Consider the following 26411-nt stretch of genomic DNA (forward strand, 5'->3'; position numbering starts at 1 on the left):
AAATCGAGCGCTGTCGCCGGGCGTGTTCGTCAGTTCGAGGACGTCGACGAGTCGACGGCGACGGGCTGCTCGAGGGTGAACGGCACCGTCGGGCAGTCCTTCCAGAGGCGCTCGAGCGAGTAGTACATGCGGTCCTCCTCGTGGAAGACGTGCACGACGAGGTCGCCGAAGTCGAGGAGGATCCAGCGGCCCTCCGCACGGCCCTCGCGGCGCAGCAGCTTGGCGCCGGAGTCGTTCAGGCGGTCCTCCACCTCGTTCGCGATCGCGACCACGTTGCGCTCGGAGCGGCCGGTGGCGAGGAGGAAGATGTCGACCAGCGGCAGCGGCCCCGAGACGTCGAGGGCGACGAGGTCCTCACCGCCCTTGGAGTCGGCGGCGGTGGCCGCGAGCTGGAGCAGGGCGCGGGCGGAATCGGTCGCAGTCATGAAGCCTTCAGTGTCGGTGGTGGAGATCAGAAGATGTTGAGCACGAAGCCGCCGATGAACAGCGCGATCGCGCCGACCAGCAGGACGGCCGCGGTGATCGCGAGGACCACCGGGACGCTCACGCCGGCGCGCTTCTGCGGCGCGATCATCGAGGTGCCGGCGGCGTGGGTGGAGACGGCGCTGGACGCCCGGACCGGCTCGGACTCGCCGACGGGCTGCTCGCGGTCGATGCGGTCGACGTAGCGGTCCACATCGGGCGAGTCGTAGAGGTTCGGGTGCTGGCCCGTGGAGCCGAGGCTGCGCGGGAGGTCGAACGAGCCGGTGACGAGGATCTCCCCCGTGTCCGTGCCGACTGTCGCGCCGGGGCCCGTGGTCGGCAGGATCAGCGCGTTGGTGGTGGTGACGGCACCGGTGGCGGCGACTCCGCTCGCGATGAGGGAGTCGAACGAGGCGTCCACCTCCTCCTTCGACTTGCTGTCGAGTTCCTCGGTGATGGCGAGGTGCTCGATCGGCGGCTCGAAGCTCCCGGTGATCTCGGTGGCCTTCTCGTCGGCGATGTCGAGGGATCCGCCCACCGACGCGAAGAGCGCGGTGTTCAGGTGCGGCTGCTCGGGCTGCTCGCCGGCCGTCGGCTGCTCGTCGTCCGCGTCCCGCTCGTCGGAGGCGTCCGCGGACGGCGTCTCGTCGTCGGAGGAGGAGCTCTCGATCTCGGCCTCGTGCACCTCGGCCGCGTCGGCGTCCGCGGTCGCATCGGTGGCGGACTCGTCCGCCTCCTCCTCGGACGCCTCGGGGGCGTCCTCGGTGACGACGTCCTCGTCGCCCTCCGGCTCCTGCTCCGCTGCGCCCTCGGGCACCGGCTCCGCATCACGGGACTCGTCGGCCGCCTCGATCACGGGGACCGACCCGGTCGGCGGGAGCGCCGAGGCGCGCTCGAGGGCGCCCTCGACGTAGTCGGAGCGCTCGTCGTCGGACCGCTCCTCGTCGGCGGGCGGCTCCGCCTCCGGTGCGGCGGCGACCTTCTCCGCCTGCTGCTGCGCCAGCAGTGCGCGCAGCTCCCGACGGGTCAGCTGGCGGCCCGTGGCGTTCTCGGTGGCGACGATCTCCATCGAGGAGGTGCGCAGGTCGGGCTCGCTCGCGGGGCTCGGCTCGACGGGGGTGATCCGCAGGGCCTGGGTGGGGGTCAGCACCGGCATGTCGCCGGCGGTGGTGGCGGTCGCGGTGGCAGCTCGGCGGGACGTCGTCGGAACGGCGGCGGTCGTGGCCGCACCGGCCTCGCGCCTCTCGCGCTCGCGGATCTCGCGCCGGGTGAGCGGCTTCTCCTCGGGCTGAACTGTCATGACGTGCTCCGATACAGGTGGTGCTTCGAGATGTACTGGACGACACCGTCGGGAACCAGGTACCAGACCGGATGACCCCGGTTGACGCGGCTCCGACAGTCGGTCGAGGAGATCGCCAGTGCCGGAATCTCCAACAAGGATACGTCCTGGGCCGGCAATCCCGAAACGTTGAGGACGTGCCCCGGCCGGCTGACGGCGACGAAGTGGGCCAGCTCCCACAGCTCGTCGTAGTCCTTCCAGCTCAGGATCTGAGCGACCGCGTCCGCGCCGGTGATGAAGAACAGCTCGGCGTCGGGGTGCGCGGCGTGGATGTCGCGCAGGGTGTCGATCGTGTAGGTCGTGCCGATGCGGTCCACGTCGACTCGGCTGACGGTGAAGCGCGGGTTCGACGCCGTCGCGATCACCGTCATCAGGTACCGGTGCTCGGCGGAGGTCACCGTCTTCTTGTGCCACGGCTGGCCGGTGGGCACGAAGACGACCTCGTCCAGGTCGAACGACTGGGCCACCTCGGAGGCGGCGACCAGGTGACCGTGGTGGATCGGGTCGAAGGTGCCGCCCATCACGCCGATGCGCGGACGCCGCGGGCCTCCGCTCGCGGCGGACGTCACGATCGCTGGGCTCCCCGCCTAGTGTCCGTGACCGTGCTGGTCGTGGGAGCCGGCACCGGTCTTGTGCGAGTGGCGGTTCGCCACGTCCCGGTAGCTCCAGGTGACGAAGCCGAGGGCCGTGAAGGCGACGGCGGCGATCAGGCCGAAGACGATCGGGGGGAACGGCAGCTCCGTGTGGGCCGCTGCTTCGGCGAGGACGGTCGTCGCGAGGGACATGCAGTGCTCCTTGGAGGTCGTGGTCGCCCCGGCGGGGCTCAGACGAGTCTACCCGGACGCCGCTCGACGCCGGATCGCCGGTCCGGGCGCTAGGTGCGGACCTGTCCCGCGCCGCGCAGCAGCCACTTCGTGCTGGTCAGCTCGGGAAGGCCCATGGGGCCCCGAGCGTGCAGCTTCTGCGTCGAGATGCCGACCTCGGCGCCGAACCCGAACTCCCCGCCGTCGGTGAAGCGGGTGGAGGCGTTGACCATCACGACCGCGGAGTCGACCTCGGCGAGGAAGCGCTCGGCGCTTCGGAGGTCGTTCGTCACGATCGACTCGGTGTGGTGGGTGGAGTACCGGTCGATGTGGGCCATCGCGGCGTCGAGGTCGTCGACGATCGCGACGGCGACGTCGAGCGAGTAGTACTCCGCGGACCAGTCCTCGTCGGTGGCGGGCACCGCGTCGGGCCAGAGCGCCGCGACGCGCTCGTCGCCGTGCACGGTCACTCCCGCTTCCGCGAGCCGGCCGAGCACGGGCGGGAGGAGGCGCTCGGCGGCGTCGCGGTGGACGAGGAGGGTCTCGAGGGCGTTGCAGGTGCTCGGACGCTGCACCTTGGCGTTGTGGACGATGTCCACGGCCCACTGCTCGTCGGCACTGGCGTCGAGGAAGACGTGGACGACTCCGGCGCCCGTCTCGATCACGGGGACCGTCGACTCCGTCACGACCGACTCGATGAGGCCGGCGCTCCCCCGCGGCACCAGGACGTCGACGTAGCCGCGCGCTCGCATGAGGGCCTTCGCGCCCTCGCGGCCGTGGTCGTCGACCGTCTGCACCAGCTCGGCGGGCAGGCCGACGGAGGCGACGGCCTCCTGCAGCAGCTCCACCAGGACGCGGTTCGTGTTCTCCGCGGCCGTGCCTCCACGCAGGATCACGGCGTTCCCGCTCTTGAGGGCGAGCGCCGCGATGTCGATGGTGACGTTCGGGCGCGCCTCGTAGATCGCTCCGACGACGCCGAACGGGACCCGCACCTGGGTGAGGGAGGCGCCGTTGGGCAGGTTCGATCCCCGCACCGTCTGCCCGACCGGATCGGTGAGCCCGACGACCGCGACGACGGCGTCGGCGAGGGACCCCAGGCGCGCCGCATCGAGGCGGAGGCGGTCCTGCAGGCCCGCGCTCATCCCGCTCTCGCGACCCCGCTGGAGGTCGAGCTCGTTCGCCGGGACGACGCGCGCGGCGCTCGAGCGCACCGCGTCGGCGATGGCGAGCAGAGCCCGGTTCTTGAGGTCGGTGGTCGCACTGCGGAGGGAGCGCGACGCGGCACGGGAAGCGGCGAACCGCTCGGTCAGCGCACTGCTGTCGGGGGTCGTCTGCGGCATCCGGCCAGTGTAGAGGCAGACGACCCCGGCGGCGGGAGTCAGCTCTCCTCGCCGGCCTCCGTGCCGTCGCCCTCGTCGGCGACGCGCCAGACGCCGCCCTGGCGCTCGCGCTCGAGCTCCGCGCGGGCCTCGGCCTTGGCGTCCATCCGCTCGAAGTAGTCCTCGCGACGCTCGTTGCGAGTCTTGCGCCGGTTGTCCTCGAGGCGGAGGTCCGTTCCGCGGGGCGCGGTGATGAGCTCGGCCGTCGAGGTGAGGGTCGGCTCCCAGTCGAAGACGACGCCGTCGCCGGGGCCGATGACGACGGTGGAGCCGGCGACCGCTCCGGCCGAAAAGAGGCCGTTCTCGACTCCGAGCTTGGCCAGGCGGTCGGCGAGGAAGCCGACGGCCTCGTCGTTCGTGAAGTCGGTCTGCGCCACCCAGCGCACGGGCTTGGTGCCCAGGACCCGGTAGACGTTGCCGTACGAGCCGCCCTCGACCCGGATCTCGAAGTCCTTCTCGTCCACGGCGCGGGGGCGGATGGTGATGCGCTCCACCCGCGGCACAGCCGCGAGCTCGAGGCGGTGCTTCTCGACGATCTCGGCGAGGGCGAACGTCAGCTGGCGGAGTCCCGAGTGGCTGACCGTCGAGATCTCGAAGACGCGGTAGCCGCGGCCCTCGAGGTCGGCCCGGACGAAGTCGGCCAGCTCCTGGGCCTCGGGCACGTCGACCTTGTTGAGCGCGATCAGCTGCGGGCGCTCGATCAGCGGCACCTGTCCGTCGCCGACGGGGTACGCCGCCAGCTCGCCGAGGATGATGTCGAGGTCGGTCAGCGGGTCGCGGCCGGGCTCGAGCGTGGCGCAGTCGAGCACGTGGACGAGCGCGGTGCAGCGCTCGACATGGCGGAGGAACTCCAGGCCCAGGCCCTTGCCCTCGCTCGCGCCCTCGATGAGACCGGGCACGTCGGCGACGGTGAACCGCGACTCCCCCGCCTGCACGACGCCGAGGTTGGGCGCGAGGGTCGTGAACGGGTAGTCCGCGATCTTCGGCTTGGCCGCCGAGATCGCCGCGACGAGGCTCGACTTGCCCGCCGAGGGGAATCCGACGAGCGCGACGTCCGCGACGGTCTTCAGCTCGAGGACGACGTCGCCCTCCCAGCCCGGCGTGCCGAGCAGCGCGAAGCCGGGCGCCTTGCGCTTCGTGGTGGCGAGAGAGGCGTTCCCGAGCCCGCCCTGCCCGCCCGGAGCGATGACGAACCGTAGGCCGGGCTCGTCCATGTCGATCAGCTGGTCGCCGTCCGGCGACTTGACGACCGTGCCGACCGGGACGGGGAGCTCCATGAGCTCGCCGTTCCCGCCCGCGCGGTGGTCGCCCATGCCGGGACCGCCGTTCTCGGAGCTGCGGTGCGGGTGGCGGTGGTAGGCGAGCAGCGTCGTCGTCTGCGGGTCGGCGACGAGGACGATGTCGCCCCCGTGCCCGCCGTTGCCGCCGTCGGGGCCGGCGAGCGGCTTGAACTTCTCGCGACGGACGGAGACGCAGCCGTTGCCGCCGTGGCCGGCACGCAGATGCAGCGTGACGTTGTCGACGAAGGTGACCATGGTGTGAATCCGTCCGTGAGTGCGTGCGGCGCCGGGATGCCGGCGCCGGGGGGCTGTGCCCCGGTAGACGCGCAAGGGGCGAGCCGAAGCCCGCCCCTTGCGTCCTGTGCCTGTGCGGCCGAGGAGGTCGACCCTACTGGGCGGCCGCCACGATGTTGACGACCTTGCGGCCGCCCTTGCTGCCGAACTCGACAGCGCCCGCCGAGAGGGCGAACAGGGTGTCGTCGCCACCGCGTCCGACGTTCGCGCCGGGGTGGAAGTGCGTGCCGCGCTGGCGGACGATGATCTCGCCCGCGTTCACGACCTGGCCGCCGAAGCGCTTGACGCCGAGACGCTGCGCGTTCGAGTCGCGACCGTTGCGAGTGGAGCTCGCGCCCTTCTTGTGTGCCATTTCTCATCTCCTCGAGACCGGGGGGCCGCAGCCCCGTGCTGTTGCCCTGCAGGGCGATGGCTCGCTCCGCAGGTCAGCTCAATTCCTTTGCAGGACTACTTGATGCCAGTGACCTTGACGCGCGTGAGGTCCTGACGGTGCCCCTGGCGCTTCTTGTAACCGGTCTTGTTCTTGAACTTCTGGATGATGATCTTCGGACCACGGAGGTCCTCGAGCACCTCGGCGGTGACGGTGACGCCCGCGAGGGTCGCCGCGTCCGAGGTGATCGACTCACCGTCGACGAGCAGCACGGCAGGAAGCTGCACGGTGCCGTTCTCGTCGGCCTTGACGCGGTCCATCGTCACGATGGTGCCGACCTCGACCTTCTCCTGCCGACCGCCGGCGCGCACAACTGCGTAAACCACTTCTCGTACCTGTTTCTCGTCTGGACGGAGCGGAGGCCTCGTCCGGGGCTTGTAGGGACGGGGCTGAGCCCCGGTCTTCCGGTTCGTACCCGTCTCCTCACGACACGAGGGAACCGGCACCGCGGCCCGCGCCCCGTGAGGGGCGGAGCGACAACGGAAATCTGCGTGAGCACATGGATCGCGCCACACCAACGGTCAAGAGTACGGGATCCGCGCTCCACGGTCAAACGCACACGACTGCGAAGCCGTGTCCACCCGACCGGCGACCCCGTCACGATAGTCGAGGAGGAGGCGCGTGGACGGACGGCGCGCCGCCTACGATCGGGGAATGGTCATCCTCGTCGACGGCGCGCGCTGGCCGGCGCACGGCCGGCTGTGGGCGCACCTCGTGAGCGACGTCTCGCTCGAGGAGCTCCACGACTTCGCGCGCCGTCTCGGCGTGCCCGAGCGCGGCTTCGACCTGGACCACTACGACGTGCCCGAGGAGCGGATCGACGAGCTCGTCGCCGCGGGCGCGGTCCCCGTCGGCGCGCGGGAGCTGGTCGAGCGGCTGAGGCGGAGCGGGCTCCGCGTCCGCGGGCGCGACCGGGATGCCGAGAGGGCCCGGCGCCGGCTCTCGCCGGGCACCGGGCCCTCCTGACACCGGGTCGCGCTACTGGTCGGCGCGGCGCGGGGTCTGCTCGGGGATGACCGCGACTCCGGTGAGCGCGGCCGTCGTGACGCGCCGGCTCTTCGCACGGCCCTGGCCGGGCTGCTTCGGAGCCGGCAGAGCGTCGAGCACGGAGTCGAGCAGGTGCTCGGCGACCTCGCTGCGGACGCGGCGCGGAGGCGTGACCGGCGCGATCGGGATGTCGAGGATCGGCGCGGCAGCGGCCGGCTCGATCTCCTTCTCGACCGGGGTCTCGACGGGAGCCGACTCGACGGTCGCCGTCTCGGCGGCCTCCTGGCGCGGCTCGCGGTCGCGGCTGCGACGACGGCGCTCGCCCCGGGCGGGACGCTCGCCGCGACGGCTCGGCTCGGACGGCTGCTCCTCGGGTGCCGTGGCGGACTCCTCCGGCGCCATGGCCTCGACGGTCTCGGCGGCGTCCTCGACCAGCGCGGCCGCCTCCTCCGCCGCCTGGCGCACTGCCTGGGGGTGGATGGTGCTGGCGGCGATCTGCGCGAGCGCGTTCTTCGCGTCGTCCGTGATGGCGTGGGTGCTGATCGGCTTGGTCGCCGGCGCGCCCTGCCCGTTCTGCCCGCCGTTCGAGCGCCCGGAGGCGGCGGGCTGCTGCTCGCCGCCCTTGCCCCGGCGGCGCTGCTCCTGCTGCGGAGCGGCGGTCGACCGGTGCTTGAGCACGGGGTCGTGGTGGACGATGACGCCGCGTCCGGCGCAGATCTCGCAGTTCTCACTGAAGGTCTCGAGCAGGCCCAGGCCCAACTTCTTGCGGGTCATCTGCACGAGGCCGAGCGAGGTGACCTCGGCGACCTGGTGCTTCGTCCGGTCGCGGCTCAGGCACTCGACCAGGCGGCGGAGCACGAGGTCGCGGTTGGACTCGAGCACCATGTCGATGAAGTCGACGACGATGATGCCGCCGATGTCGCGCAGGCGCAGCTGGCGGACGATCTCCTCGGCCGCCTCCAGGTTGTTCTTCGTGACCGTCTCCTCGAGGTTCCCGCCCGAGCCGACGAACTTGCCGGTGTTGACGTCGACCACCGTCATCGCCTCGGTGCGGTCGATCACGAGCGAGCCGCCGCTGGGCAGCCACACCTTGCGCTCCAGCGCCTTCTCGATCTGCTCCGTGATGCGGAACTCGTCGAACGCGTCCTTCTCACCCGTGTAGACCTCGACGCGCTCGAGCAGATCGGGTGCGACCTGGCTGAGGTAGAGCTCGATGGTCTCGCGGGCGTCGTCGCCGGCGATGACCATCTTCTCGAAGTCCTCGTTGAAGACGTCGCGGACGATCTTGATCAGCAGGTCCGGCTCGCTGTGCAGGAGAGCGGGAGCCTGCCCGGTCGCGGCCTTCGCGCTGAGAGCCGTCCACTGCGCGGTCAGGCGCTCGACGTCGACGGTCAGCTGCTCCTCCGTGGCGCCCTCGGCCGCGGTCCGGACGATGACGCCCACGTTCTCGGGCAGCACCTCCTTGAGGATCTTCTTCAGGCGGGCGCGCTCGGTGTCCGGGAGCTTCCGCGAGATGCCGTTCATCGAGCCGTTGGGCACGTAGACGAGGTAGCGGCCGGGGAGCGAGATCTGGCTCGTGAGACGGGCGCCCTTGTGGCCGACGGGGTCCTTCGTGACCTGGACGAGGACCCGGTCGCCGGGCTTGAGCGCGAGCTCGATCCGGCGGGGGCCGCCGGCGTTGTTCGCGGCGTCCCAGTCGACCTCGCCGGAGTAGAGCACGGCGTTGCGCCCGCGTCCGATGTCGACGAAGGCGGCCTCCATGCTCGGGAGGACGTTCTGCACGCGGCCGAGGTAGACGTTGCCGATGAGCGACGCCTCCTGCGAGCGGGCGACGTAGTGCTCGGCGAGGACGCCGTCCTCGAGCACGCCGATGCGGATGCTGTCCTCCTTGGAGCGGACGACCATGACGCGGTCGACGGCCTCCCGGCGAGCGAGGAACTCGGACTCGGTGACGACCGTGCGGCGCCGGCCGGCGTCGCGGCCGTCGCGGCGGCGCTGCTTCTTGGCCTCGAGGCGGGTCGAGCCCTTGATGCGCTGCGGCTCGGTGATGAGCTCGGGCTCGCGGGCCTCGCGCGGCTCGCGCGGCTGGCGGACCCGGACGACGGTGTTCTCGGGGTCGTCGGAGCCGGACCTCTCGCTCTCGCCGCTGCGGCGGCGTGAGCGGCGGCGGACGGAGCCCTGCTCCTCGGCCGGGCTCTCGCGCTCCTCCTGGACGCCCAGCGGCGCACCGCGGGGAGGCAGCGGAGCCAGCTCGACGTAGTCGGGCAGGACCGGCGCCTGGAACAGCAGCGACGGGCTCGGCAGTGCGGGCCGTCGCGGCTCCTCCTGCTCGGCGCCCGGGGTCTGCGGGAGGGCGTTGAAGAACACCGCGCCCGTCGACGTCGACGGCTCGGCCGCCTCCGCGGCGCTCCCGGTCTCGGGCAGCTCGGTGCCCTCGGCTCCGGTCTGGTCGGTCTCGTTGCTGTCGATGATCGTCTCCCCTGTCGCTGGCGCGCTCGACTCGGTCCGCCGGGTCGCCCGGCGGCCACCGAAGAGGCGGCTGATCTTCCTGGCCCCGCTGCGGGGCTCGTCGCGGTCCGGATCGGATCCGCTCGTACTGTTGTCTTCCACCATTCCTGGTGCACTCCTCGGCCGGGTCGTCCGCCGCGTCGTCTTCCCGGATGCTTCTCTCGTGCGAGGGGCCTCGGCCCGCCGCGAATCCTTCCGCTCCCCCGGTCCCGTCGCGCTCGTGGCGCGGGACTCCGGTTGCAGCTGCACACTCGGAACTGACTATCCGACACGCGCTCCCCCGCGGTGCGACCTGCGGTCGACTCCCGGCGGAGCGGAGATCCGGCGCGTCCATTCGCGGAACGCTGTCGATCTCCTGTGGCCCGGTACTCGCCCGGTAAACCTTCTTCGCGTCGATGCGGGGTCCCCCGGACCGACGGCTCCGATTATCGCACGCATTCCCAGAGGCGCCGATCCGGCGCGTGCCATAATCCCCCGGTGTCCAGCGATCCCGGGGTGCGCGACGCCCCCACCCAGCAGCGCCCCGTCGTCTTCGCCGTCCTGCTGATCGTCCTCGGCGTGATCGGCTGGACCGCCGCCTTCGCCCTCACGAACGACAAGTTCGCCGCTCTCGAGAACCCGGATGCGGGCCTCGGCTGCGATTTCAGCCTGCTCGTGCAGTGCAGTGCGAACCTGAACTCGGCGCAGGGCGCGGTCTTCGGCTTCCCGAACCCCCTCATCGGCCTGGCGGCCTGGATCGCGCCAATCGTGGTGGGGCTGGGCCTGCTCGCGGGCGCCCGGTTCGACCGGTGGTTCTGGGCGGCCTTCAACGTCGGCTTCCTGCTGGCCCTGGTGTTCGTGGGCTGGCTCATCGCGACGAGCGTCTTCGCGCTCGGAACCCTCTGCCCCTGGTGCATGCTCACCTGGGCCGTCGTCATCCCGGGCTTCTGGCTGGTCACGCTCCGCAACCTCCGTGAGGGCGTGTTCCCCGTCCCCGCCGGGGTGCGCCGCTTCGCCGGTGCCGCCTACGGCTGGGTCCCGTTCATCACGCTGCTCTGCTACCTGCTGATCGCGGTGGTCGCGCAGGTGAGGCTGAACGTGCTCGCCTACCTCTGACGGACGTCGTCAGAGGCAGGCGGCCGAGCGGCTCAGGCGAACCAGAGGCCGAGCTCGCGCGCGGCCGACTCCTCGGAGTCGGACCCGTGCACGAGGTTCTGCTGGACCTTGAGGCCCCAGTCGCGGCCGAGGTCGCCGCGGATGGTGCCGGGAGCGGCCGTGGTCGGGTCGGTGGTGCCGGCGAGGGCGCGGAAGCCCTCGATCACGCGGTCGCCCGCGATGCGCAGGGCGACGATCGGGCCGCTCTCCATGAATTCGACGAGCGGCTCGTAGAAGGGCTTGCCCTCGTGCTCGGCGTAGTGGGCGGCGAGCAGCTCGCGGTCGGCCTCGACGAGCTTCACGTCGACGAGGGAGTAGCCCTTCGCCTCGATGCGGCGGAGGATCTCGCCGGTGAGGTTGCGGGCGACGCCGTCGGGCTTGACGAGGACGAGGGTCTCCTGGGTGGCCATGGTTCAGCGGTCTCCTTCGGTGGGGTCGGTGGGCTCCGCCGCCCGGCGCGTCTGAGCGTCGAGGCGGGTGCCGGTCACCATGCAGTACGTCCACAGCGCCACGAAGGCGGCGCCGATCACGTACATGATCGGGACCAGCAGGCCCGAGGCCACGATAACGAACTGGAGCACCCAGCCGATGCGGAAGCCGACCGGCCGGTTCAGCAGGCCCAGAGTGGCGACGAGCGCGAGGCAGACCACCGCTCCCCCGACCAGCACGACCACGGGGTCGGCCGCCTTCAGCCCGAAGGCCACCAGGGTGGCGAGGAAGACGATGACCGCCTCGAAGCCGAGCACGATCGAGCCGAGGCTCTCCCGGACGGTCCGCGAGCGCCGCGGGCGTCCGGCCCTCATGCGCCCAGCCAGTTCTCGTCGCGGGCCGCGGTGATCGTGCGGCCGACGAGGGTGATCGAGCCCGTGACCAGCAGAGCGCCCTTGTCGGTGCGCGCCGCGAGGACGCGGCCGGCCGTGAGAGCACCCAGCGGGTCGTCGGCGACGCGGACCGCCTCCTCCGGGAACACGGTGCGGGCGAGCGCGGCGAGCTCCTCGGCGGGCATCGCCCGATCGCTCGGCGCCGTGGTCACGATCAGCTCGTCCACCACGGGGCGGAGCTCCCGGAGGATCCCCTCGGCGTCCTTCTCGGCCAGCACGCCGAGGACGGCCGTCACGCGGTCGAAGTCGAAGTAGCGGCCGAGAGCGGCGGCGAGGGACGCGGCCCCGTGCGGGTTGTGCGCCGCGTCGACGACGGTGCGCGGAGCGAGTCCGACGAGCTGCAGGCGGCCCGGGGAGGTCGCGGCGGCGAAGCCCTCGTCGAGGACGTCGCCGGTGAGCTCCTGCGTCCCGCCTCCCAGGAACGTCTCGACCGCGGCGACGGCCACGGCGGCGTTCTCGGCCTGGTGGTCGCCGAAGAACGGCAGCAGCAGCTGCTCGTACGTGGTGACGAGTCCCCGGACGGTGACGACCTGGCCGCCGACGGCGACGGTCGTCGACTCGACGTCGAACTCCGCCCCCTCGACGACGATCGTCGACTCGGTGGCCTCGGCCGCGTGCCGCAGCACCGCCTCCGCCTCCGGGACCTGCCTCGCGGAGACCACCGAGGCGAGCGGCTTGACGATGCCCGACTTGGTGCGCGCGATCTCCTCGATCGTCGAGCCGAGGCGGTCGGTGTGGTCGAGGGCGATCGGCGTGAAGACGGCGACCTGCGCGTCGGCGACGTTCGTCGAGTCCCACTCGCCGCCCATCCCCACCTCGACGACGGCCACATCGACCGGCGCGTCGGCGAAGGCCGAGTAGGCCAGGACGGTGATCGCCTCGAAGAAGGACAGCGGCGCCTCGCCCTGCTCGGCCAGCTCGGCGTCGGTCATCCGCAGGTACGGCTCGACGTCCTGCCAGTTGTCGGCGAGGCTCCGGTCCGAGATCGGCTCTCCGTCGATGACGATGCGCTCGTTGAAGCGCTCGAGGTGCGGACTGGTGAACAGGCCCACCCGCAGCCCGTGGGCGCGCAGCAGGCTCTCGATCATCCGGCTGGTCGAGGTCTTGCCGTTGGTTCCGGCGATCTGGATCACCGGGTAGGCGCGCTGCGGGTCGCCGAGGATCTCGACGGCGCGCCGGGTCGGAGCGAGGCGCGGGCGGACGCTCGCCTCGCCCAGGCGCTCCAGCAGCGCGGCGTAGACGGCGTCGGCGGCCGCGCGGTCGGCGTCGTCCGGCTCGAACGGATCAGACATCGGCGGCCTCGACCTTCTCGACGCGGATGATGGCGGTGCCCGCGGGGCCGACGGCGATCGCGCCCTCGCCGCCCTCGAGAGCCGTGGTGAGCGGAGTGAACGCGCATCCGGTCGCGAGGGTCTCCTCCGCGATCCAGAGCGCGTGCGGCTCGAGCGCCTGCAGGCTCGGCTCGTCGAGCACGACCTCCAGGACTATCCGGTCGCTGACCTCGAACCCGGCCGCCTTGCGGGCGTCCTGCACCGCGCGGATGAGGTCGCGGGCGAGCCCCTCCGCTTCGAGCTCGGGGGTGGTCGCCGTGTCGAGGAGCACGAAGCCCCCGCGCGGGAGCAGGGCGATGGCGCGGTCGTCGCCGGCCGAGCCGCCGACCTCGAGCGTGAGCTCGTACTCGCCCTCGACCAGCTCGACGCCGCCGGCGGTGACGACGCCGTCCGTCTCGCTCCAGTCGCCGGCCTTGGCGGCCCTGATCACGGTCTGCACGCCCTTGCCGAGCCGGGGCCCGGCGGCGCGCGCGTTGACCGCGAGACGGGAGGTGACGCCGTAGTCGGCGGCGCTGGAGTCGACCAGCGGCACCAGCGACACCTCCTTCACGTTCAGCTCGTCGCGGAGGATCGCCTCGAACGGCGCGAGCTCGGCGGCGTCGGCGACCACCACGGTCAGGCGCGCGAGCGGCAGGCGGACGCGGAGCCCGGCCTGCTTGCGGAGGGAGAGCGCGGTGGACGAGATGCCGCGGACCGCGTCCATCGCGTGCACGAGCGCCGGGTCGGCGGGGAACTCGTCCGCCTCCGGCCAGTCGGTGAGGTGGACGCTGCGGCCGCCGGTCAGGCCCTGCCAGATCTGCTCCGTGACGAGAGGCAGGAGCGGGGCGGCGACGCGGCACACGGTCTCGAGGACCGTGTAGAGCGTGTCGAACGCCTCCGATCCGCGGCCGTCCTCGTCGACGCCCTGCCAGAAGCGGTCGCGGGAGCGGCGCACGTACCAGTTCGTGAGCACGTCGCTGAAGTCGCGGAGCGCGGCGGCCGCGAGCGTGGAGTCCAGCGCCTCGAGCCGGCCGGTCACGGTCTCGACCAGATCGCGGGTCTTGGCCAGCAGGTAGCGGTCGAGGACGTCCTCGGAGCCGGTGCGCCTGGTCGCCTCGTAGCCGCCGCCCGCCGAGGCGTTGGCGTAGAGGGAGAAGAAGTACCAGGTGCTCCACAGCGGCAGCAGCACCTGGCGGACGCCCTCGCGGATGCCCTCCTCCGTCACGACGAGGTTGCCGCCCCGGAGGACCGGGCTCGACATCAGGAACCAGCGCATGGCGTCGGAGCCGTCGCGGTCGAAGACCTCGGCCACGTCCGGGTAGTTGCGCAGCGACTTGGACATCTTCTGCCCGTCGTTGCCCAGCACGATGCCGTGGCTGACCACGTTGCGGAACGCCGGGCGGTCGAAGAGCGCGGTGGAGAGCACGTGCAGCGTGTAGAACCAGCCGCGTGTCTGCCCGATGTACTCGACGATGAAGTCCGCCGGGTTGTGGGTGTCGAACCAGTCCGCGTTCTCGAACGGGTAGTGCACCTGGGCGAAGGGCATCGATCCGGAGTCGAACCAGACGTCGAGGACGTCGCTGATCCGGCGCATCGTCGAGCGCCCGGTCGGGTCGTCGGGGTTCGGGCGGGTCAGCTCGTCGATGAACGGCCGGTGCAGGTCGTCCGGGCGCACGCCGAAGTCGCGCTCCAGCTCGTCCAGCGAGCCGTAGACGTCGATCCGCGGGTACTCCGGGTCGTCGCTCTTCCACACCGGGATCGGCGAGCCGAAGTAGCGGTTGCGGCTGATGGACCAGTCGCGCGCGCCCGAGAGCCACTTGCCGAACTGGCCGTCCTTGACGTTCTCGGGGACCCAGGTGATCTCCTGGTTGAGCTCCTCCATGCGGTCGCGGATCGCGGTGACGCGGACGAACCAGCTCGAGACCGCCTTGTAGATCAGCGGATTGCGGCAGCGCCAGCAGTGCGGGTACGAGTGCTCGTAGCTCGCCTGGCGGAGCAGCCGGTGGTCCGCGCGCAGGAGCTGCGTGAGGGGCTTGTTCGCGTCGAAGACCTGGAGACCGGCGACCTCGCTGATCTGCGGCAGGAAGCGGCCGCCGTCGTCGACCGAGATGATGACGGGGATGCCCGCCGCCTCGCAGACCTTCTGGTCGTCCTCGCCGTAGGCGGGCGCCTGGTGCACGATGCCGGTGCCCTCGCTGGTGGTCACGTAGTCGGCGACGAGGATGCGCCACGCGTTCTGCGTGCCCCAGGCCTCGGTGTCCGCGTAGTGGTCCCAGAGGCGGTCGTAGCTGATCCCCTCGAGCTCGGAGCCGCGGTGGGTGCGCGAGACGGCGGCCAGGGCCGACTCCGCGTCCGGATAGCCGAGGTCCTTCGCGTAGGCGCCGACCTGGTCGATGGCGAGCAGGTACTCGGCCGAGAGCTCGCGCTCCTCGGGCTCGCCCCTGCCGTCGGCCGCGCCGTTCGGGCCGGCGGGGACGACCGCGTACTCGATGTCGGGCCCGACGGCGAGCGCGAGGTTCGTCGGCAGCGTCCACGGCGTCGTCGTCCACGCGAGAGCGCGGACCGCCGTCAGCTGGAGCGCCTCCGCCGTCTCGCCGACCAGCGGGAAGGTGACGGTGACCGTCTGGTCCTGGCGCATCTTGTAGACGTCGTCGTCCATCCGCAGCTCGTGGTTCGAGAGCGGCGTCTGGTCGCGCCAGCAGTACGGCAGCACGCGGTGGCCCTCGTAGGCGAGGCCCTTGTCGTAGAGCTGCTTGAACGCCCAGATCACCGACTCCATGAAGGTGGGGTCGAGCGTCTTGTAGTCGTCGTCGAAGTCGACCCAGCGCGCCTGGCGGGTGACGTAGTCCTGCCACTCCCCGGTGTAGCGCAGCACCGACTCCTTCGCGGCGGCGTTGAAGGCCGCGACGCCCATCTCCTCGATCTGGGACTTGTCGGTGATGCCGAGCTGCCGCTCCGCCTCGAGCTCGGCGGGCAGGCCGTGGGTGTCCCAGCCGAAGCGGCGGTGCACCTGCCGTCCGCGCATGGTCTCGAAGCGGGGGAAGACGTCCTTGGCGTAGCCGGTGAGGAGGTGCCCGTAGTGCGGCAGGCCGTTGGCGAACGGCGGGCCGTCGTAGAAGACCCACTCCGGCGCTCCCTCGCGCTGCCGGATCGACTCCTGGAAGGTGTCGTCCGCCTTCCAGTACGCGAGCACGCGCTCCTCGATCTCGGGGAAGCGCGGCGACGGGGACACGCCCCGGCCGAACGCGGAGCCCTCGGCGGGCTCGGCTCCGTGCGGGGTGGGCGGGGTCAGGGGGTAGGTCACGTGCGGTCTCCTGGCAGTGCTGCTGGTCTGCACGAGGACGGCCCGCCCGGATCTCAGACCCCGGGCCGGGTCGCGGTACCACCTCGCTTGGACCGGTCGGCCGGTCGCTCCCGGAGGAGTGCCCGCTGACGCGTTCCCACTCGATCGGCTGTCACGGGCCGCACCCGTCCGGGTCTACTGGGCGCAGGCCGGAGCCGGCGCCGTTCTTCCGGAGACTCACCGGTGATGGCCGGGTCGAAGTCGTCCGGCGCTATCCTAGCGCGTCGGGGGAAGCGGAGCAGGAGCGGTTCATGGTGCGAGGAGTGCAGCGCGGACGGCCCCGTGCGTCGTCGCGCTCCATGCTCGAGGACGCCGCTCTGGACCTCTTCGTCGAGCAGAGCTACGCGGGCACGACGATCGAGCAGATCGCCCAGCGGGCGGGGGTCTCGCGCAACACCTTCTTCAACTACTTCGAGTCCAAGAGCGACGTCTTCTGGGTGCTGGTCGACGACCGGCTGGCAGAGCTCCCGGAGGCGCTGGCCGAGACGGCGGCAGAGGCGCCGGTGATGGACGCGCTCGGCGACGCGCTGCTCGCGATCGGCTCCGGCTTCGGACCCGCGACGGTGCCGTGGGTGCTCACCCAGTCCGACATGATCGGCAGCGTCCACGAGCTGCAGGCGTCGGCCCTCGGCCGCCTCGCCCGGCAGGCGGCCGTGATCGCCCGCTTCGTGGAGGAGCGGAGCGCGCGCCCGCTGCCCTCGCACCTCTCGCGTGCCATCGCCTACGCGAGCGTCGGAGCCGCGGTGGCGGCCGTGCAGGCCTGGGCCGCGGGGGGCCCCACCCGCGGCGAGCTCGTGCCCTATCTCGACGAGGCGCTCGCGCCCGTCCGCGCCGGCTTCGCCCCCGTCGTCGACTGACCCGGCTTCACCCCCGTCGTCGACTGACCCGGCTTCACCCCCGTCGTCGACTGACCCGGCTTCACCCCCGTCGTCGACTGACCCGGCTCCCGCCGCTCCGGTAGAATCGTCGCGGCCGGCGGGCGACTCGCCCCGGAGCCCCCATCCAGGCACCATCACCACCGACACGGTGCCGCCCATAGCGAACCGGAGCATCATGACCCTCGCCGACCGCCTCCCCGCGAAGCCCGCCCTCGAGGGCCTGGAGGGCACGTGGGGCCTCCGCTGGCAGACCGACGGGACCTACCGGTTCGACCGCACCGGCCTCACCCGCGCCGACGTCTACTCGATCGACACCCCGCCGCCCACCGCGTCCGGGTCGCTGCACATCGGGCACGTCTTCTCCTACACGCACACCGACGTCGTCGCGCGGTTCCAGCGGATGCGCGGCAAGAGCGTCTTCTACCCGATGGGCTGGGACGACAACGGCCTGCCCACCGAGCGCCGCGTGCAGAACTACTACGGTGTGCGCTGCGACCCGACGCTCCCCTACGAGCCCGGCTTCACGCCTCCGTTCGAGGGCGGCGACAACAAGAGCAGCAAGGCCGCCGACCAGAAGCCGATCTCGCGCCGCAACTTCGTCGAGCTGTGCGAGCGCCTCACCGTCGAGGACGAGAAGCAGTTCGAGGACGTCTGGCGGGCCCTCGGCCTGTCCGTCGACTGGTCGCAGAGCTACCGGACCATCGGCGACGAGTCGCAGGCCGCCTCGCAGCGCGCCTTCCTCCGCAACCTCGCCCGAGGCGAGGCCTACCAGGCGCAGGCCCCGACGCTCTGGGACATCACCTTCCGGACCGCCGTCGCCCAGGCGGAGCTCGAGGACAAGGACCAGCCCGGCGCCTACCACCGCCTCGGCTTCCACCGCGAGGACGGCGAGGACGTCTTCATCGAGACGACCCGTCCCGAGCTGCTGCCCGCCTGCGTCGCCCTCGTCGCGCACCCCGACGACGAGCGCTACCAGGCGCTGTTCGGCACCACCGTCCGCACGCCGCTCTTCGACGTCGAGGTCCCGGTGCTCGCGCACCACCTCGCGCAGAAGGACAAGGGCTCGGGCATCGCGATGATCTGCACCTTCGGCGACATCACGGACGTGGTCTGGTGGCGCGAGCTCGACCTGCCCAACCGCGCGATCATCGGCTTCGACGGCCGCCTGATCTCGGAGGCGCCCGCCGCGATCACGGGCGACGGGGGCCGCGCCGCCTACGAGCAGCTCGCCGGCAAGACCGTCTTCTCCGCGAAGCAGGCCGTCGTGGCGCTACTGAAGGAGTCCGGCGAGATGGTCGGCGACCCGCGCCCCATCACGCACCAGGTCAAGTTCTTCGAGAAGGGCGACAAGCCGCTCGAGATCGTGTCGACCCGCCAGTGGTACATCGGCAACGGCGCTCGCGACGCGGTGCTCAAGGAGCGCCTGCTGGAGCTCGGCCGCGACGTGCGCTTCGTACCGGAGTTCATGCGCGTCCGCTACGAGAACTGGGTGAACGGCCTCTCCGGCGACTGGCTGATCTCGCGCCAGCGCTTCTTCGGCGTGCCGATCCCGGTGTGGTACCCGCTCGACGGCGACGGCAACCCCGTCTTCGACTCCCCGATCGTGCCGGACGAGGCGGCGCTGCCGGTGGATCCCTCCAGCGACCCGGCCCCCGGCTACTCGGAGGACCAGCGCGGAGCGGCGGGCGGCTTCCAGGGCGAGCTCGACGTGATGGACACCTGGGCGACCTCCTCGCTGACCCCGCAGCTCGCGGGCGGCTGGGAGCGCGACGACGAGCTCTGGCAGCTGGTCGCTCCCTACGACCTGCGCCCGCAGGGCCAGGACATCATCCGCACCTGGCTCTTCTCTACCCTCCTGCGCTCGCAGCTCGAGGACGGCCGCGCCCCGTGGAGCACGGCGACCGTGTCCGGCTTCATCGTCGACCCCGACCGCAAGAAGATGTCGAAGTCGAAGGGCAACGTGGTCACTCCCGCCGCGATGCTCGAGCAGCACGGCTCGGACGCGGTCCGCTACTGGGCCGCCTCCTCGCGCCTGGGCACCGACGCGGCCTTCGACCCGCAGAACCCGACGCAGATCAAGATCGGCCGCCGACTGGCGATCAAGATCCTCAACGCGGCGAAGTTCATCCACGGCTTCCCTCTCGCCGAGGGCGCCGAGGTCACCGACCCGCTCGACCTCAGCATGCTGGCCACCCTCGACACCGTGGTCGCCGACGCGACGACGGCGCTCGAGAACTACGACCACGCCCGCGCCCTCGAGACGACGGAGGCGTTCTTCTGGACGTTCTGCGACGACTACCTGGAGCTGGTGAAGGAGCGCGCGTACAGCGAGGACGGCGCGTCCGCCGCGGCCGCCCTGCACCGGGCGCTCGACGTCCTCCAGCGCCTGTTCGCGCCGTTCCTGCCGTTCGCGACGGAGGAGACCTGGTCGTGGTCGCACGACGACTCGGTGCACCTGCGCCCCTGGCCGACCGTCGACGGCCTGGGCGGCGACCCCGCCGTCCTGGCCGCGGCGAGCTCGGTCCTCACGGCCATCCGGCGCGCGAAGACCGATGCGAAGGCCTCGCAGAAGACGCCGGCCCGCTCCGCCCTGGTGACGGCGCCCGCCGAGCTCGTCGCGTCCCTCCGGCTCGCCGCGGGAGACCTCGCGGCCGTCGGCAGGATCGCGGCGCTCGACTTCGCCGAGGGCGACGCCCTCGCGGTCGGCATCGAGCTCGAGACCGAGGCGTAGCGCCGCTCCCGGGAGGCGGGAATGGTCCCGCCTCCCTCCCCACCGTCGAGAGGACCCCTCCCATGCAGCTCGGAACCCGCTGGTCGGTCGGCCAGGTGCCGCCGCAGACCCTCCCCGAGATCGTCGTCACCGCCATCGGCGACGTCGAGGGCGAGCTCGCCGCGGCCGGCACGGCGACCGCCGACTGGCGCTGGACGCTCACCTGGCTCGAGGGCAGGCCCGTGCTCGAACTCGACGACGGCACGACGATCACCTACCGTCCCGCCGAGGACGCTGCCTACATCACGCAGCCGCAGGGCCGCGTGGAGGGCGAGGACGACGACGACTGGGGCTGACGCCCCTTCGCGGCGCGGTCGCCGAGCCCGGTGAGCGCGCGCGTCCTGCGATCCTGAGCCGGAGCCCTCTCCCCCGCTCGCGCTCTAGGCTCGCAGGATGAGCGCTCCCGATCCCGTCGCCGTCCTGCTCGAGCCGAGCAGACTCCCCCACGGGCTCCCCGACTTCGCCGCCGTCGACCCCGAGGCCTACCGCCCGGCGTTCCTCGAGGCCCTCCGCCGGCACCGCGCCGAGATCGACGCGATCGCCGGCGCCTCCGAGCCGCCGACCGTCGAGAACACCCTCGTCGCCCTCGAGCGGGCGGGCCGCGAGCTGCGCCGGGTGAGCGCCGTCTTCTTCACTGTCGCCGCCTCCGACCGCACTCCGCTCACCGACGCTCTGGAGGCCGAGCTCGCTCCGCTGCTCTCGGCCCACAGCGATGCGATCAGCCTCGACCCGCGCCTGTTCGCCCGGCTCCGCGCTCTCGCCGAGCAGTCGACGGAGCTCGACCTCGACGCCGAGACGGCCTACCTCCTCGAGCGGAGGATCACCGGGTTCGAGCGCTCCGGTGCGCTCCTCGACGACGCGGGGAAGGCACGGCTCGGCGAGCTGAACGAGCAGCTGTCGACCCTGACCACGCGCTTCGAGAAGGATCTGCTCGCCGAGTCGAACGACCGGGCCGTCCTCCTCGACGACGTCGCCGGCCTCGACGGGCTCGACGAGTCCGACGTCTCGGCCGCCGCGCGCGCCGCCGCCGACCGCGGCGTCGACGGCTGGCTGATCACCCTTCCCCTCTACTCCGGCCACCCCTGGCTCGCGCGTCTGCGCGACCGCGGCGTCCGCGAGCGCGTCCTGCGCGCCTCTGTCGGCCGCGGTGCGGAAGGCGGGCCGCACGACACCACCGCGACCCTGCAGCAGATCGTCGCGCTGCGGGCCGAGCGCGCAGCTCTGCTGGGCGCGGCCTCGCATGCCGAGTTCGTGATCTCGGGCCAGACCGCGGGCTCGCCGGAGCGCGTCCTGTCGCTGCTGCGCGAGCTCGCCGCTCCCGCCGCCCGGAACGCGAGGATCGAGCTCGAGCGGATGCAGGCCTCCGCCGACGCCGAGCACGACGCCGCCGGAGCGCCGCGCTTCACGATCGAGGCGTGGGACCGCGCCTACTACGAGGAGCGCGTGCGGTCGGAGAGCTACTCCGTCGACTCCAGCGCACTGCGTCCCTTCTTCGAGCTGGAGCGGGTGCTCCGGCACGGCGTGTTCGCCGCCGCCACCGGTCTCTACGGCGTCCGCTTCTCGGAGCGGAGCGACCTGGCCGGCTACAGCGAGCACGTCCGCGTGTTCGAGGTGCACGAGGAGGACGGGACGCCGCTGGGCCTGTTCCTGCTCGATCCCTTCACCCGCGACTCGAAGCGCGGCGGGGCGTGGATGAACTCCCTGTCCAGCCGCACCTCACTGCTCGGCGACTCCGCCGTCGTCGTGAACAACCTGAACCTGTCGGCTCCGGGCCCGGGCGAGCCCGCCCTTCTCAGCCTCGACGAGGTGGAGACGCTCTTCCACGAGTTCGGGCACGCCCTGCACGGCCTGTTCGCGAGCACGCGGTACCCGCGCTTCGCCGGTACCGCGGTGTTCCGGGACTTCGTCGAGTTCCCGAGCCAGGTGAACGAGACGTGGGTGCGCCGCCCCGGGCTCCTCGCCGAGTACGCCCGCCACGTCGAGACCGGCGAGGCCCTGCCCGCGGGGACCGTCGAGCGCCTCGAGGCGTCCGCGCTGTGGGGCGAGGGCTTCGCGACGAGCGAGTACCTGGCGTCCGCCCTGCTCGACCTCGCCTGGCACTCCCTGCCGGCCCCGGTCGAGCCGCGCGACGCGGCCGCCTTCGAGCGCGACGTGCTCGACGGCGCGGGCCTCCTCCTTCCCGCCGTGCCGCCCCGCTACCGCAGCACGTACTTCGCGCACGTCTTCTCCGGCGGCTACTCCGCGGGCTACTACTCCTACGTCTGGAGCGAGATCCTCGACGCGGACACGGTCGAGTGGTTCGAGGAGAACGGCGGCCTCGACCGCTCGGCGGGCGAGCGCTTCCGCCGCGGGGTGCTCGAGCTCGGCGGCTCCCGCGATCCGCTCGACGCGTACCGCGCGTTCCGCGGGCGGGATGCGCGGACCGAGCCGCTGCTCGCGCGCCGCGGCCTCCTCTAGCGGCGCCGGGGGACGAGCCAGGCGAGGAGGACGAGTCCCACGACCAGGCCCCAGAACGCCGATCCGATCCCCGCGATGGTCGTGCCGGAGGCGGTGACCAGGAGCGTCGCCGCCGCCGGCAGCCGCAGCCGCGCCTCCTCCACAGCGGCCTGCACCGCCGACACGAACACCCCCAGCAGCGCCAGACCGGCGACCGCCTCGATCAGCAGCGGGCTCGCGGAGGACACCAGCGCGGCGGCCGCTCCGGCGAACACGCCCAGCACGAGGTAGGAGGCGCCCGCCGAGACCGAGGCGACCCAGCGCTGCTCCGGCCGCGGCGAGGCCTCGGGACCCGCGGTCAGCGCGGCGCTGAGCGCGGCGTAGTTGATCGGCACTCCGCCGAAGACCGCCGAGACCCCGGAGAGAGCGCCGGTCGAGACGATCCCGGGACGCGAGTGGGCCGCGAAGCCGAAGCTCGTCAGCACCGCGATGCCCGGGATGTTCTGCCCGGCCATGGTGACCACGTAGAGCGGCAGGCCGATCCCGACCATCGCTCCGATCTCGAACACCGGAGCGACGAACTGCGGCACGGGGAGCAGCGGCGCACCGGCGAGTGCCGCGCCGTCCGTCACGATCAGCAGCACGATCGCCAGGGCGATCGCGGCCGGCACCGCCCAGCGTGGCAGGAGCCGCAGGAGCAGCAGCCAGAGCAGGATCACCGGCATCGCGAGCGCGGGGATCTCGACCGCCGCGCGCACCGGCGCCAGGACGAGCGGGAACAGGATGCCCGCGAGCATGGCGTTCGCGAGCGGCCGCGGGATGCGCGCGACGAGCCTCCCGAGCGCCGGCCACAGCCCGGTGACCACCAGCAGAGCGGAGGCGACCAGGAACGCCCCGACCGCGCGGTCGAAGCCGCCGGGGAGCGTCGCGGTCGCGGCCAGCAGGGCGGCGCCCGGCGTGCTCCAGGCGAAGGTCATCGGCACGCGGTAGCGGATGCTCAGCACGATGCAGAGGACCCCCTGCAGCACGCAGACGGCGAGGAGGCCCGACGCGGCCTGCACGTCGGTGGCGCCCACCGAGACCACCCCGGCGAGCACGATCGCGAACGAGCTCGAGAAGCCGGTCAGGGCGGCGACGATCCCGGCGAGCAGCGGCTGGACGATGGCGGAGCCTCCCGGAGGATCGACCGGCACCGAGGCGACCGGACGCGCCGTCGGCGCGCTCCGCCAGGTTAGGGAAGCGGGAGCGCCTCGCCCGACGATCCGCCGGGCCAATCGCGGTGAACTGGCAGAGCGGGGCGGGGAGCGACTAGGCGCTCTTCTCCTGGCGACGGGGAGCGTGGGGCACGATCGTCGGGGCCGCGTTGTCGAGCACCGCGGCGCGGGTGACGACGACGCGCGCCACCTCGTCCGAGGAGGGCACCTCGAACATGATCGGGCCGAGCACCTCCTCGAGGATGGCGCGCAGTCCGCGAGCTCCGGTCTGGCGGAGGACCGCCAGGTCCGCGATGGCCTCGAGAGCGCCCCGGTCGAACTCGAGCTCGACGCCGTCGATCTCGAACATCCGCTGGTACTGCTTCACGAGCGCGTTGCGCGGCTCGGTGAGGATCTGCATGAGCGCGTCCTGGTCGAGCTGCGTGACCGTCGTGACGACGGGGAGGCGCCCGATGAACTCGGGGATCAGCCCGAACTTGTGCAGGTCCTCCGGGAGGACCTCGCTGAAGATGTTGATCTCGTCTTCCTTGTTGTGCAGCGGGGCGCCGAAGCCGATGCCGCGCTTGCCCGCCCGCGACGAGATGATGTCCTCGAGTCCGGCGAAGGCGCCGGCGACGATGAAGAGGACGTTCGTCGTGTCGATCTGGATGAACTCCTGGTGCGGGTGCTTCCGCCCGCCCTGCGGGGGCACGGAGGCGACGGTGCCCTCGAGGATCTTGAGCAGCGCCTGCTGCACTCCCTCGCCCGAGACGTCGCGCGTGATCGAGGGGTTCTCGGCCTTCCGCGCGATCTTGTCGACCTCGTCGATGTAGATGATGCCGGTCTCGGCACGCTTGACGTCGTAGTCGGCGGCCTGGATGAGCTTGAGGAGGATGTTCTCGACGTCCTCGCCGACGTAGCCCGCCTCGGTGAGGGCCGTGGCGTCCGCGACGGCGAAGGGCACGTTGAGGCGCTTCGCGAGGGTCTGGGCGAGGTAGGTCTTCCCGCAGCCCGTGGGGCCGATGAGCAGGATGTTGCTCTTGGCGATCTCGACCTCGTCGTGGATCGCGTCGGCGGCGGTGATGGTGTTGCGGGCCCGCACGCGCTTGTAGTGGTTGTACACGGCGACGGCGAGGGCCTTCTTGGCCTGCTCCTGCCCGATCACGTACTCCTCGAGGAAGCCGAAGATCTCCTTCGGCTTCGGGAGGTCGAACTCGTGGCTCGTCTCCTCGCTCGACTCGGAGAGGCGCTCCTCGATGATCTCGTTGCAGAGCTCGACGCACTCGTCGCAGATGTAGACGCCCGGTCCCGCGATGAGCTGCTGGACCTGCTTCTGGCTCTTGCCGCAGAAGGAGCACTTCAGCAGGTCGGCGCTTTCGCCAATACGTGCCACGGGGATGCCCCACTTCCTTGTCGTGCGTCTGTCGTGCGTCTGTCGTGCGTCGGTCGGTCGTGCAACGGAGCCCGGAGCTCCGGCCGGTGCGAGCGGGACGAGCCCCCTGACACTGCTCCGAGCCTAGCCGCTGAGCCGCGAGGGCTCGGCAGGCGGGCCGGATTCGCCGTGCCTTGCGCCTCGTGTGGCGCTTTGCTACGGCGACGGAGGACGCAGAGAGGGGCCGGGCGGCGGATCGCTCCGCCACCCGGCCCCTCCTGGACGCCCTACGCCGTGAGAGCCGGGAGGCTCTTGCGGCTGGTGAGCACCTGGTCGATCAGCCCGTACTCGAGCGCGTCGCTCGCGCCGAGGATCTTGTCGCGGTCGATGTCCTTCTTGACCTGCTCGATCGAGCGGTTCGAGTGGTGCGACAGCGTCTCCTCGAGCCACTCGCGCATGCGCATGATCTCGGCGGCCTGGATCTCGATGTCCGAGGCCTGGCCCCCGCCCTGCTGCACGGCGGGCTGGTGGATGAGGATGCGCGCGTTCGGCAGCGCGAGGCGCTTGCCGGGCGTTCCCGCGGCGGTGAGCACGGCGGCGGCCGAGGCGGCCTGGCCGAGCACGACCGTCTGGATGTGCGGGCGGATGTACTGCATCGTGTCGTAGATCGCCGTCATCGCGGTGAAGGAGCCACCGGGCGAGTTGATGTACATGACGATGTCGCGGTCCGGGTCCTGGCTCTCGAGCACGAGGAGCTGGGCCATGATGTCGTCCGCGGAGGCGTCGTCGACCTGGACTCCGAGGAAGATGATGCGGTCCTCGAAGAGCTTGGCGTACGGGTCCTGGCGCTTGTAGCCGTAGGCCGTGCGCTCCTCGAACGTGGGGAGGATGTAGCGCGAGGACGGTGCGGCTCCGGAGCCGAACGCCGTTCCGCCGAAGGTGGGTGTGGTCATTGTCTGTTCCTGATCTCTCGGCGCGTTCGCTGGACTACTCGTCGATGGCGGTTCCGCCACCGCCGGCCACGTCGGTCGCCGACGAGCGGATGTGGTCCACGAAGCCGTAGGCGAGGGCCTCCTCGGCGCTGAACCAGCGGTCGCGGTCACCGTCCTCGTTGACCTGCTCGACGGTCTTGCCGGTCGCCTTGGCGGTGATCTCGGCGAGGCGCTTCTTCATGTCGAGGATGAGCTGCGCCTGGGTCTGGATGTCGGAGGCCGTGCCGCCGAAGCCGCCGTGCGGCTGGTGGAGGAGCACCCGCGCGTTCGGGGTGATGTAGCGCTTGCCCTGGGTTCCGGCGGTGAGGAGCAGCTGGCCCATGGAGGCCGCCATCCCGATGCCCACGGTCACGATGTCGTTCGGGACGAACTGCATCGTGTCGTAGATCGCCATGCCCGCGGTGATGGAGCCGCCGGGCGAGTTGATGTAGAGGTAGATGTCCCGCTCGGAGTCCTCGGCTGCCAGGAGCAGGAGCTTCGCGGCGATCTCGTTCGCGTTCTCGTCGCGCACCTCGGAACCGAGCCAGATGATCCGGTCCTTGAGCAGGCGGTCGAAAACACTGTTGGGCATAACCATGTCGGCCATGTATTGCTCCGTTTCAGTTGTCGCTTCGGAGCGA

Annotated in this window: 23 protein-coding genes; 6 read left to right on the plus strand and 17 right to left on the minus strand. The window is 71.7% G+C overall.

Annotated elements, in window-relative coordinates; genetic code table 11:
• Positions 1-29: 29 nt before the first annotated feature.
• The 8 genes from rsfS to rplU all read right to left on the minus strand — a co-directional run bounded on the left by rsfS (position 30) and on the right by rplU (position 6313).
• Positions 30-425: a ribosome silencing factor gene (rsfS, locus tag C5C35_RS06630; protein ID WP_104223676.1), complete on the minus strand. Its 396-nt coding sequence runs from the start codon at positions 423-425 to the stop codon at positions 30-32.
• Positions 426-451: 26 nt separating this feature from the next.
• Positions 452-1762, minus strand: a complete 1311-nt coding sequence (locus C5C35_RS06635; protein ID WP_104262802.1) for a hypothetical protein — start codon at positions 1760-1762, stop codon at positions 452-454.
• Entirely contained in the window at positions 1759-2370 is a 612-nt protein-coding gene (nadD, locus tag C5C35_RS06640) for a nicotinate-nucleotide adenylyltransferase (protein WP_104223678.1), read from the minus strand. Before nadD ends, C5C35_RS06635 begins: the two co-directional genes overlap by 4 nt.
• 18 nt (positions 2371-2388) lie before the next feature.
• Positions 2389-2586 (minus strand): hypothetical protein, encoded by a 198-nt coding sequence (locus C5C35_RS06645; RefSeq protein ID WP_104223679.1) that lies wholly within the window; start codon positions 2584-2586, stop codon positions 2389-2391.
• Positions 2587-2675: 89 nt separating this feature from the next.
• Entirely contained in the window at positions 2676-3944 is a 1269-nt protein-coding gene (locus C5C35_RS06650) for a glutamate-5-semialdehyde dehydrogenase (protein WP_104262803.1), read from the minus strand.
• Between the two features lie 38 nt (positions 3945-3982).
• The gene (gene obgE, locus C5C35_RS06655) at positions 3983-5518 is read right to left on the minus strand and encodes a GTPase ObgE (RefSeq protein ID WP_104223681.1); all 1536 of its coding nucleotides are present in this window, start codon (positions 5516-5518) and stop codon (positions 3983-3985) included.
• Between the two features lie 133 nt (positions 5519-5651).
• Positions 5652-5909 (minus strand): 50S ribosomal protein L27, encoded by a 258-nt coding sequence (gene rpmA, locus C5C35_RS06660; RefSeq protein ID WP_068209107.1) that lies wholly within the window; start codon positions 5907-5909, stop codon positions 5652-5654.
• Between the two features lie 95 nt (positions 5910-6004).
• A complete protein-coding gene (rplU, locus tag C5C35_RS06665) occupies positions 6005-6313 on the minus strand; it encodes a 50S ribosomal protein L21 (RefSeq protein WP_104223682.1) in 309 nt (102 codons plus the stop codon).
• 328 nt (positions 6314-6641) lie between these two features.
• Between rplU and C5C35_RS06670 the strand changes: the two genes are divergently transcribed.
• Positions 6642-6953, plus strand: a complete 312-nt coding sequence (locus tag C5C35_RS06670; protein WP_104247269.1) for a DUF4031 domain-containing protein — start codon at positions 6642-6644, stop codon at positions 6951-6953.
• Between the two features lie 12 nt (positions 6954-6965).
• Here the strand turns inward: C5C35_RS06670 and C5C35_RS06675 are convergent, their stop codons facing one another.
• Positions 6966-9587 (minus strand): Rne/Rng family ribonuclease, encoded by a 2622-nt coding sequence (locus C5C35_RS06675; protein ID WP_104262804.1) that lies wholly within the window; start codon positions 9585-9587, stop codon positions 6966-6968.
• Positions 9588-9959: 372 nt separating this feature from the next.
• On the opposite strand from C5C35_RS06675, the gene C5C35_RS06680 reads away from it, so the two are divergent.
• Positions 9960-10577, plus strand: coding sequence for a vitamin K epoxide reductase family protein (locus tag C5C35_RS06680; RefSeq protein ID WP_258066381.1), 618 nt, complete (start codon positions 9960-9962; stop codon positions 10575-10577).
• Between the two features lie 32 nt (positions 10578-10609).
• Here the strand turns inward: C5C35_RS06680 and ndk are convergent, their stop codons facing one another.
• Genes ndk through ileS form a run of 4 tightly spaced genes read right to left on the minus strand, consistent with a single transcriptional unit; the run spans position 10610 to position 16111 of the window.
• A complete protein-coding gene (gene ndk / locus C5C35_RS06685; protein ID WP_104223686.1) occupies positions 10610-11026 on the minus strand; it encodes a nucleoside-diphosphate kinase in 417 nt (138 codons plus the stop codon).
• Between the two features lie 3 nt (positions 11027-11029).
• Positions 11030-11419: a DUF4233 domain-containing protein gene (locus C5C35_RS06690; RefSeq protein WP_104262805.1), complete on the minus strand. Its 390-nt coding sequence runs from the start codon at positions 11417-11419 to the stop codon at positions 11030-11032.
• Complete coding sequence (locus C5C35_RS06695) at positions 11416-12789, minus strand: folylpolyglutamate synthase/dihydrofolate synthase family protein (protein WP_104261256.1); 1374 nt, start codon at positions 12787-12789, stop codon at positions 11416-11418. The genes C5C35_RS06690 and C5C35_RS06695 overlap by 4 nt, the downstream gene beginning before the upstream one ends.
• Positions 12782-16111 carry an isoleucine--tRNA ligase gene (ileS, locus tag C5C35_RS06700; protein WP_374953114.1) on the minus strand — a complete coding sequence of 1110 codons (3330 nt, stop codon included), beginning with the start codon at positions 16109-16111 and terminating at the stop codon, positions 12782-12784. The genes C5C35_RS06695 and ileS overlap by 8 nt, the downstream gene beginning before the upstream one ends.
• Positions 16112-16401: 290 nt before the next feature.
• Between ileS and C5C35_RS06705 the strand changes: the two genes are divergently transcribed.
• The 4 genes from C5C35_RS06705 to C5C35_RS06720 all read left to right on the plus strand — a co-directional run bounded on the left by C5C35_RS06705 (position 16402) and on the right by C5C35_RS06720 (position 22255).
• On the plus strand, positions 16402-17007 hold the full coding sequence (locus tag C5C35_RS06705) for a TetR/AcrR family transcriptional regulator (RefSeq protein WP_104247273.1): 606 nt from the start codon (positions 16402-16404) through the stop codon (positions 17005-17007).
• Between the two features lie 196 nt (positions 17008-17203).
• On the plus strand, positions 17204-19759 hold the full coding sequence (valS, locus tag C5C35_RS06710; protein ID WP_104262806.1) for a valine--tRNA ligase: 2556 nt from the start codon (positions 17204-17206) through the stop codon (positions 19757-19759).
• A 62-nt stretch (positions 19760-19821) separates the two neighbouring features.
• Complete coding sequence (locus tag C5C35_RS06715) at positions 19822-20094, plus strand: hypothetical protein (RefSeq protein WP_104223690.1); 273 nt, start codon at positions 19822-19824, stop codon at positions 20092-20094.
• 97 nt (positions 20095-20191) lie between these two features.
• Positions 20192-22255, plus strand: a complete 2064-nt coding sequence (locus C5C35_RS06720; protein ID WP_104262807.1) for a M3 family metallopeptidase — start codon at positions 20192-20194, stop codon at positions 22253-22255.
• Here C5C35_RS06720 and C5C35_RS06725 read toward each other — a convergent pair.
• The 4 genes from C5C35_RS06725 to C5C35_RS06740 form a co-directional block, all read right to left on the minus strand.
• On the minus strand, positions 22252-23427 hold the full coding sequence (locus C5C35_RS06725; RefSeq protein WP_104262808.1) for a benzoate/H(+) symporter BenE family transporter: 1176 nt from the start codon (positions 23425-23427) through the stop codon (positions 22252-22254). The genes C5C35_RS06720 and C5C35_RS06725 overlap by 4 nt on opposite strands.
• A 115-nt stretch (positions 23428-23542) precedes the next feature.
• A complete protein-coding gene (clpX, locus tag C5C35_RS06730; RefSeq protein ID WP_104247278.1) occupies positions 23543-24820 on the minus strand; it encodes an ATP-dependent Clp protease ATP-binding subunit ClpX in 1278 nt (425 codons plus the stop codon).
• A gap of 266 nt (positions 24821-25086) precedes the next feature.
• Positions 25087-25752 carry an ATP-dependent Clp protease proteolytic subunit gene (locus C5C35_RS06735; RefSeq protein WP_068253282.1) on the minus strand — a complete coding sequence of 222 codons (666 nt, stop codon included), beginning with the start codon at positions 25750-25752 and terminating at the stop codon, positions 25087-25089.
• Between the two features lie 34 nt (positions 25753-25786).
• The gene (locus tag C5C35_RS06740) at positions 25787-26377 is read right to left on the minus strand and encodes an ATP-dependent Clp protease proteolytic subunit (protein ID WP_097165884.1); all 591 of its coding nucleotides are present in this window, start codon (positions 26375-26377) and stop codon (positions 25787-25789) included.
• Positions 26378-26411 lie beyond the last annotated feature (34 nt).

Source organism: Rathayibacter sp. AY1F8 (assembly GCF_002932165.1).
Classification (GTDB): domain Bacteria; phylum Actinomycetota; class Actinomycetes; order Actinomycetales; family Microbacteriaceae; genus Rathayibacter.

What these genes read in the sequence shown, in the direction of transcription:
- C5C35_RS06675 (WP_104262804.1), bottom strand. Translation starts at nt 9,587, where the DNA reads ATGGTGGAAGACAACAGTACGAGCGGATCCGATCCGGACCGCGACGAG.
- C5C35_RS06690 (WP_104262805.1), bottom strand. Translation starts at nt 11,419, where the DNA reads ATGAGGGCCGGACGCCCGCGGCGCTCGCGGACCGTCCGGGAGAGCCTC.
- C5C35_RS06695 (WP_104261256.1), bottom strand. Translation starts at nt 12,789, where the DNA reads ATGTCTGATCCGTTCGAGCCGGACGACGCCGACCGCGCGGCCGCCGAC.
- C5C35_RS06670 (WP_104247269.1), top strand. Translation starts at nt 6,642, where the DNA reads ATGGTCATCCTCGTCGACGGCGCGCGCTGGCCGGCGCACGGCCGGCTG.
- obgE (WP_104223681.1), bottom strand. Translation starts at nt 5,518, where the DNA reads ATGGTCACCTTCGTCGACAACGTCACGCTGCATCTGCGTGCCGGCCAC.
- C5C35_RS06705 (WP_104247273.1), top strand. Translation starts at nt 16,402, where the DNA reads ATGGTGCGAGGAGTGCAGCGCGGACGGCCCCGTGCGTCGTCGCGCTCC.
- valS (WP_104262806.1), top strand. Translation starts at nt 17,204, where the DNA reads ATGACCCTCGCCGACCGCCTCCCCGCGAAGCCCGCCCTCGAGGGCCTG.
- C5C35_RS06720 (WP_104262807.1), top strand. Translation starts at nt 20,192, where the DNA reads ATGAGCGCTCCCGATCCCGTCGCCGTCCTGCTCGAGCCGAGCAGACTC.
- C5C35_RS06635 (WP_104262802.1), bottom strand. Translation starts at nt 1,762, where the DNA reads ATGACAGTTCAGCCCGAGGAGAAGCCGCTCACCCGGCGCGAGATCCGC.
- rpmA (WP_068209107.1), bottom strand. Translation starts at nt 5,909, where the DNA reads ATGGCACACAAGAAGGGCGCGAGCTCCACTCGCAACGGTCGCGACTCG.
- rsfS (WP_104223676.1), bottom strand. Translation starts at nt 425, where the DNA reads ATGACTGCGACCGATTCCGCCCGCGCCCTGCTCCAGCTCGCGGCCACC.
- C5C35_RS06715 (WP_104223690.1), top strand. Translation starts at nt 19,822, where the DNA reads ATGCAGCTCGGAACCCGCTGGTCGGTCGGCCAGGTGCCGCCGCAGACC.
- C5C35_RS06650 (WP_104262803.1), bottom strand. Translation starts at nt 3,944, where the DNA reads ATGCCGCAGACGACCCCCGACAGCAGTGCGCTGACCGAGCGGTTCGCC.
- ndk (WP_104223686.1), bottom strand. Translation starts at nt 11,026, where the DNA reads ATGGCCACCCAGGAGACCCTCGTCCTCGTCAAGCCCGACGGCGTCGCC.
- C5C35_RS06645 (WP_104223679.1), bottom strand. Translation starts at nt 2,586, where the DNA reads ATGTCCCTCGCGACGACCGTCCTCGCCGAAGCAGCGGCCCACACGGAG.
- C5C35_RS06740 (WP_097165884.1), bottom strand. Translation starts at nt 26,377, where the DNA reads ATGGCCGACATGGTTATGCCCAACAGTGTTTTCGACCGCCTGCTCAAG.
- C5C35_RS06735 (WP_068253282.1), bottom strand. Translation starts at nt 25,752, where the DNA reads ATGACCACACCCACCTTCGGCGGAACGGCGTTCGGCTCCGGAGCCGCA.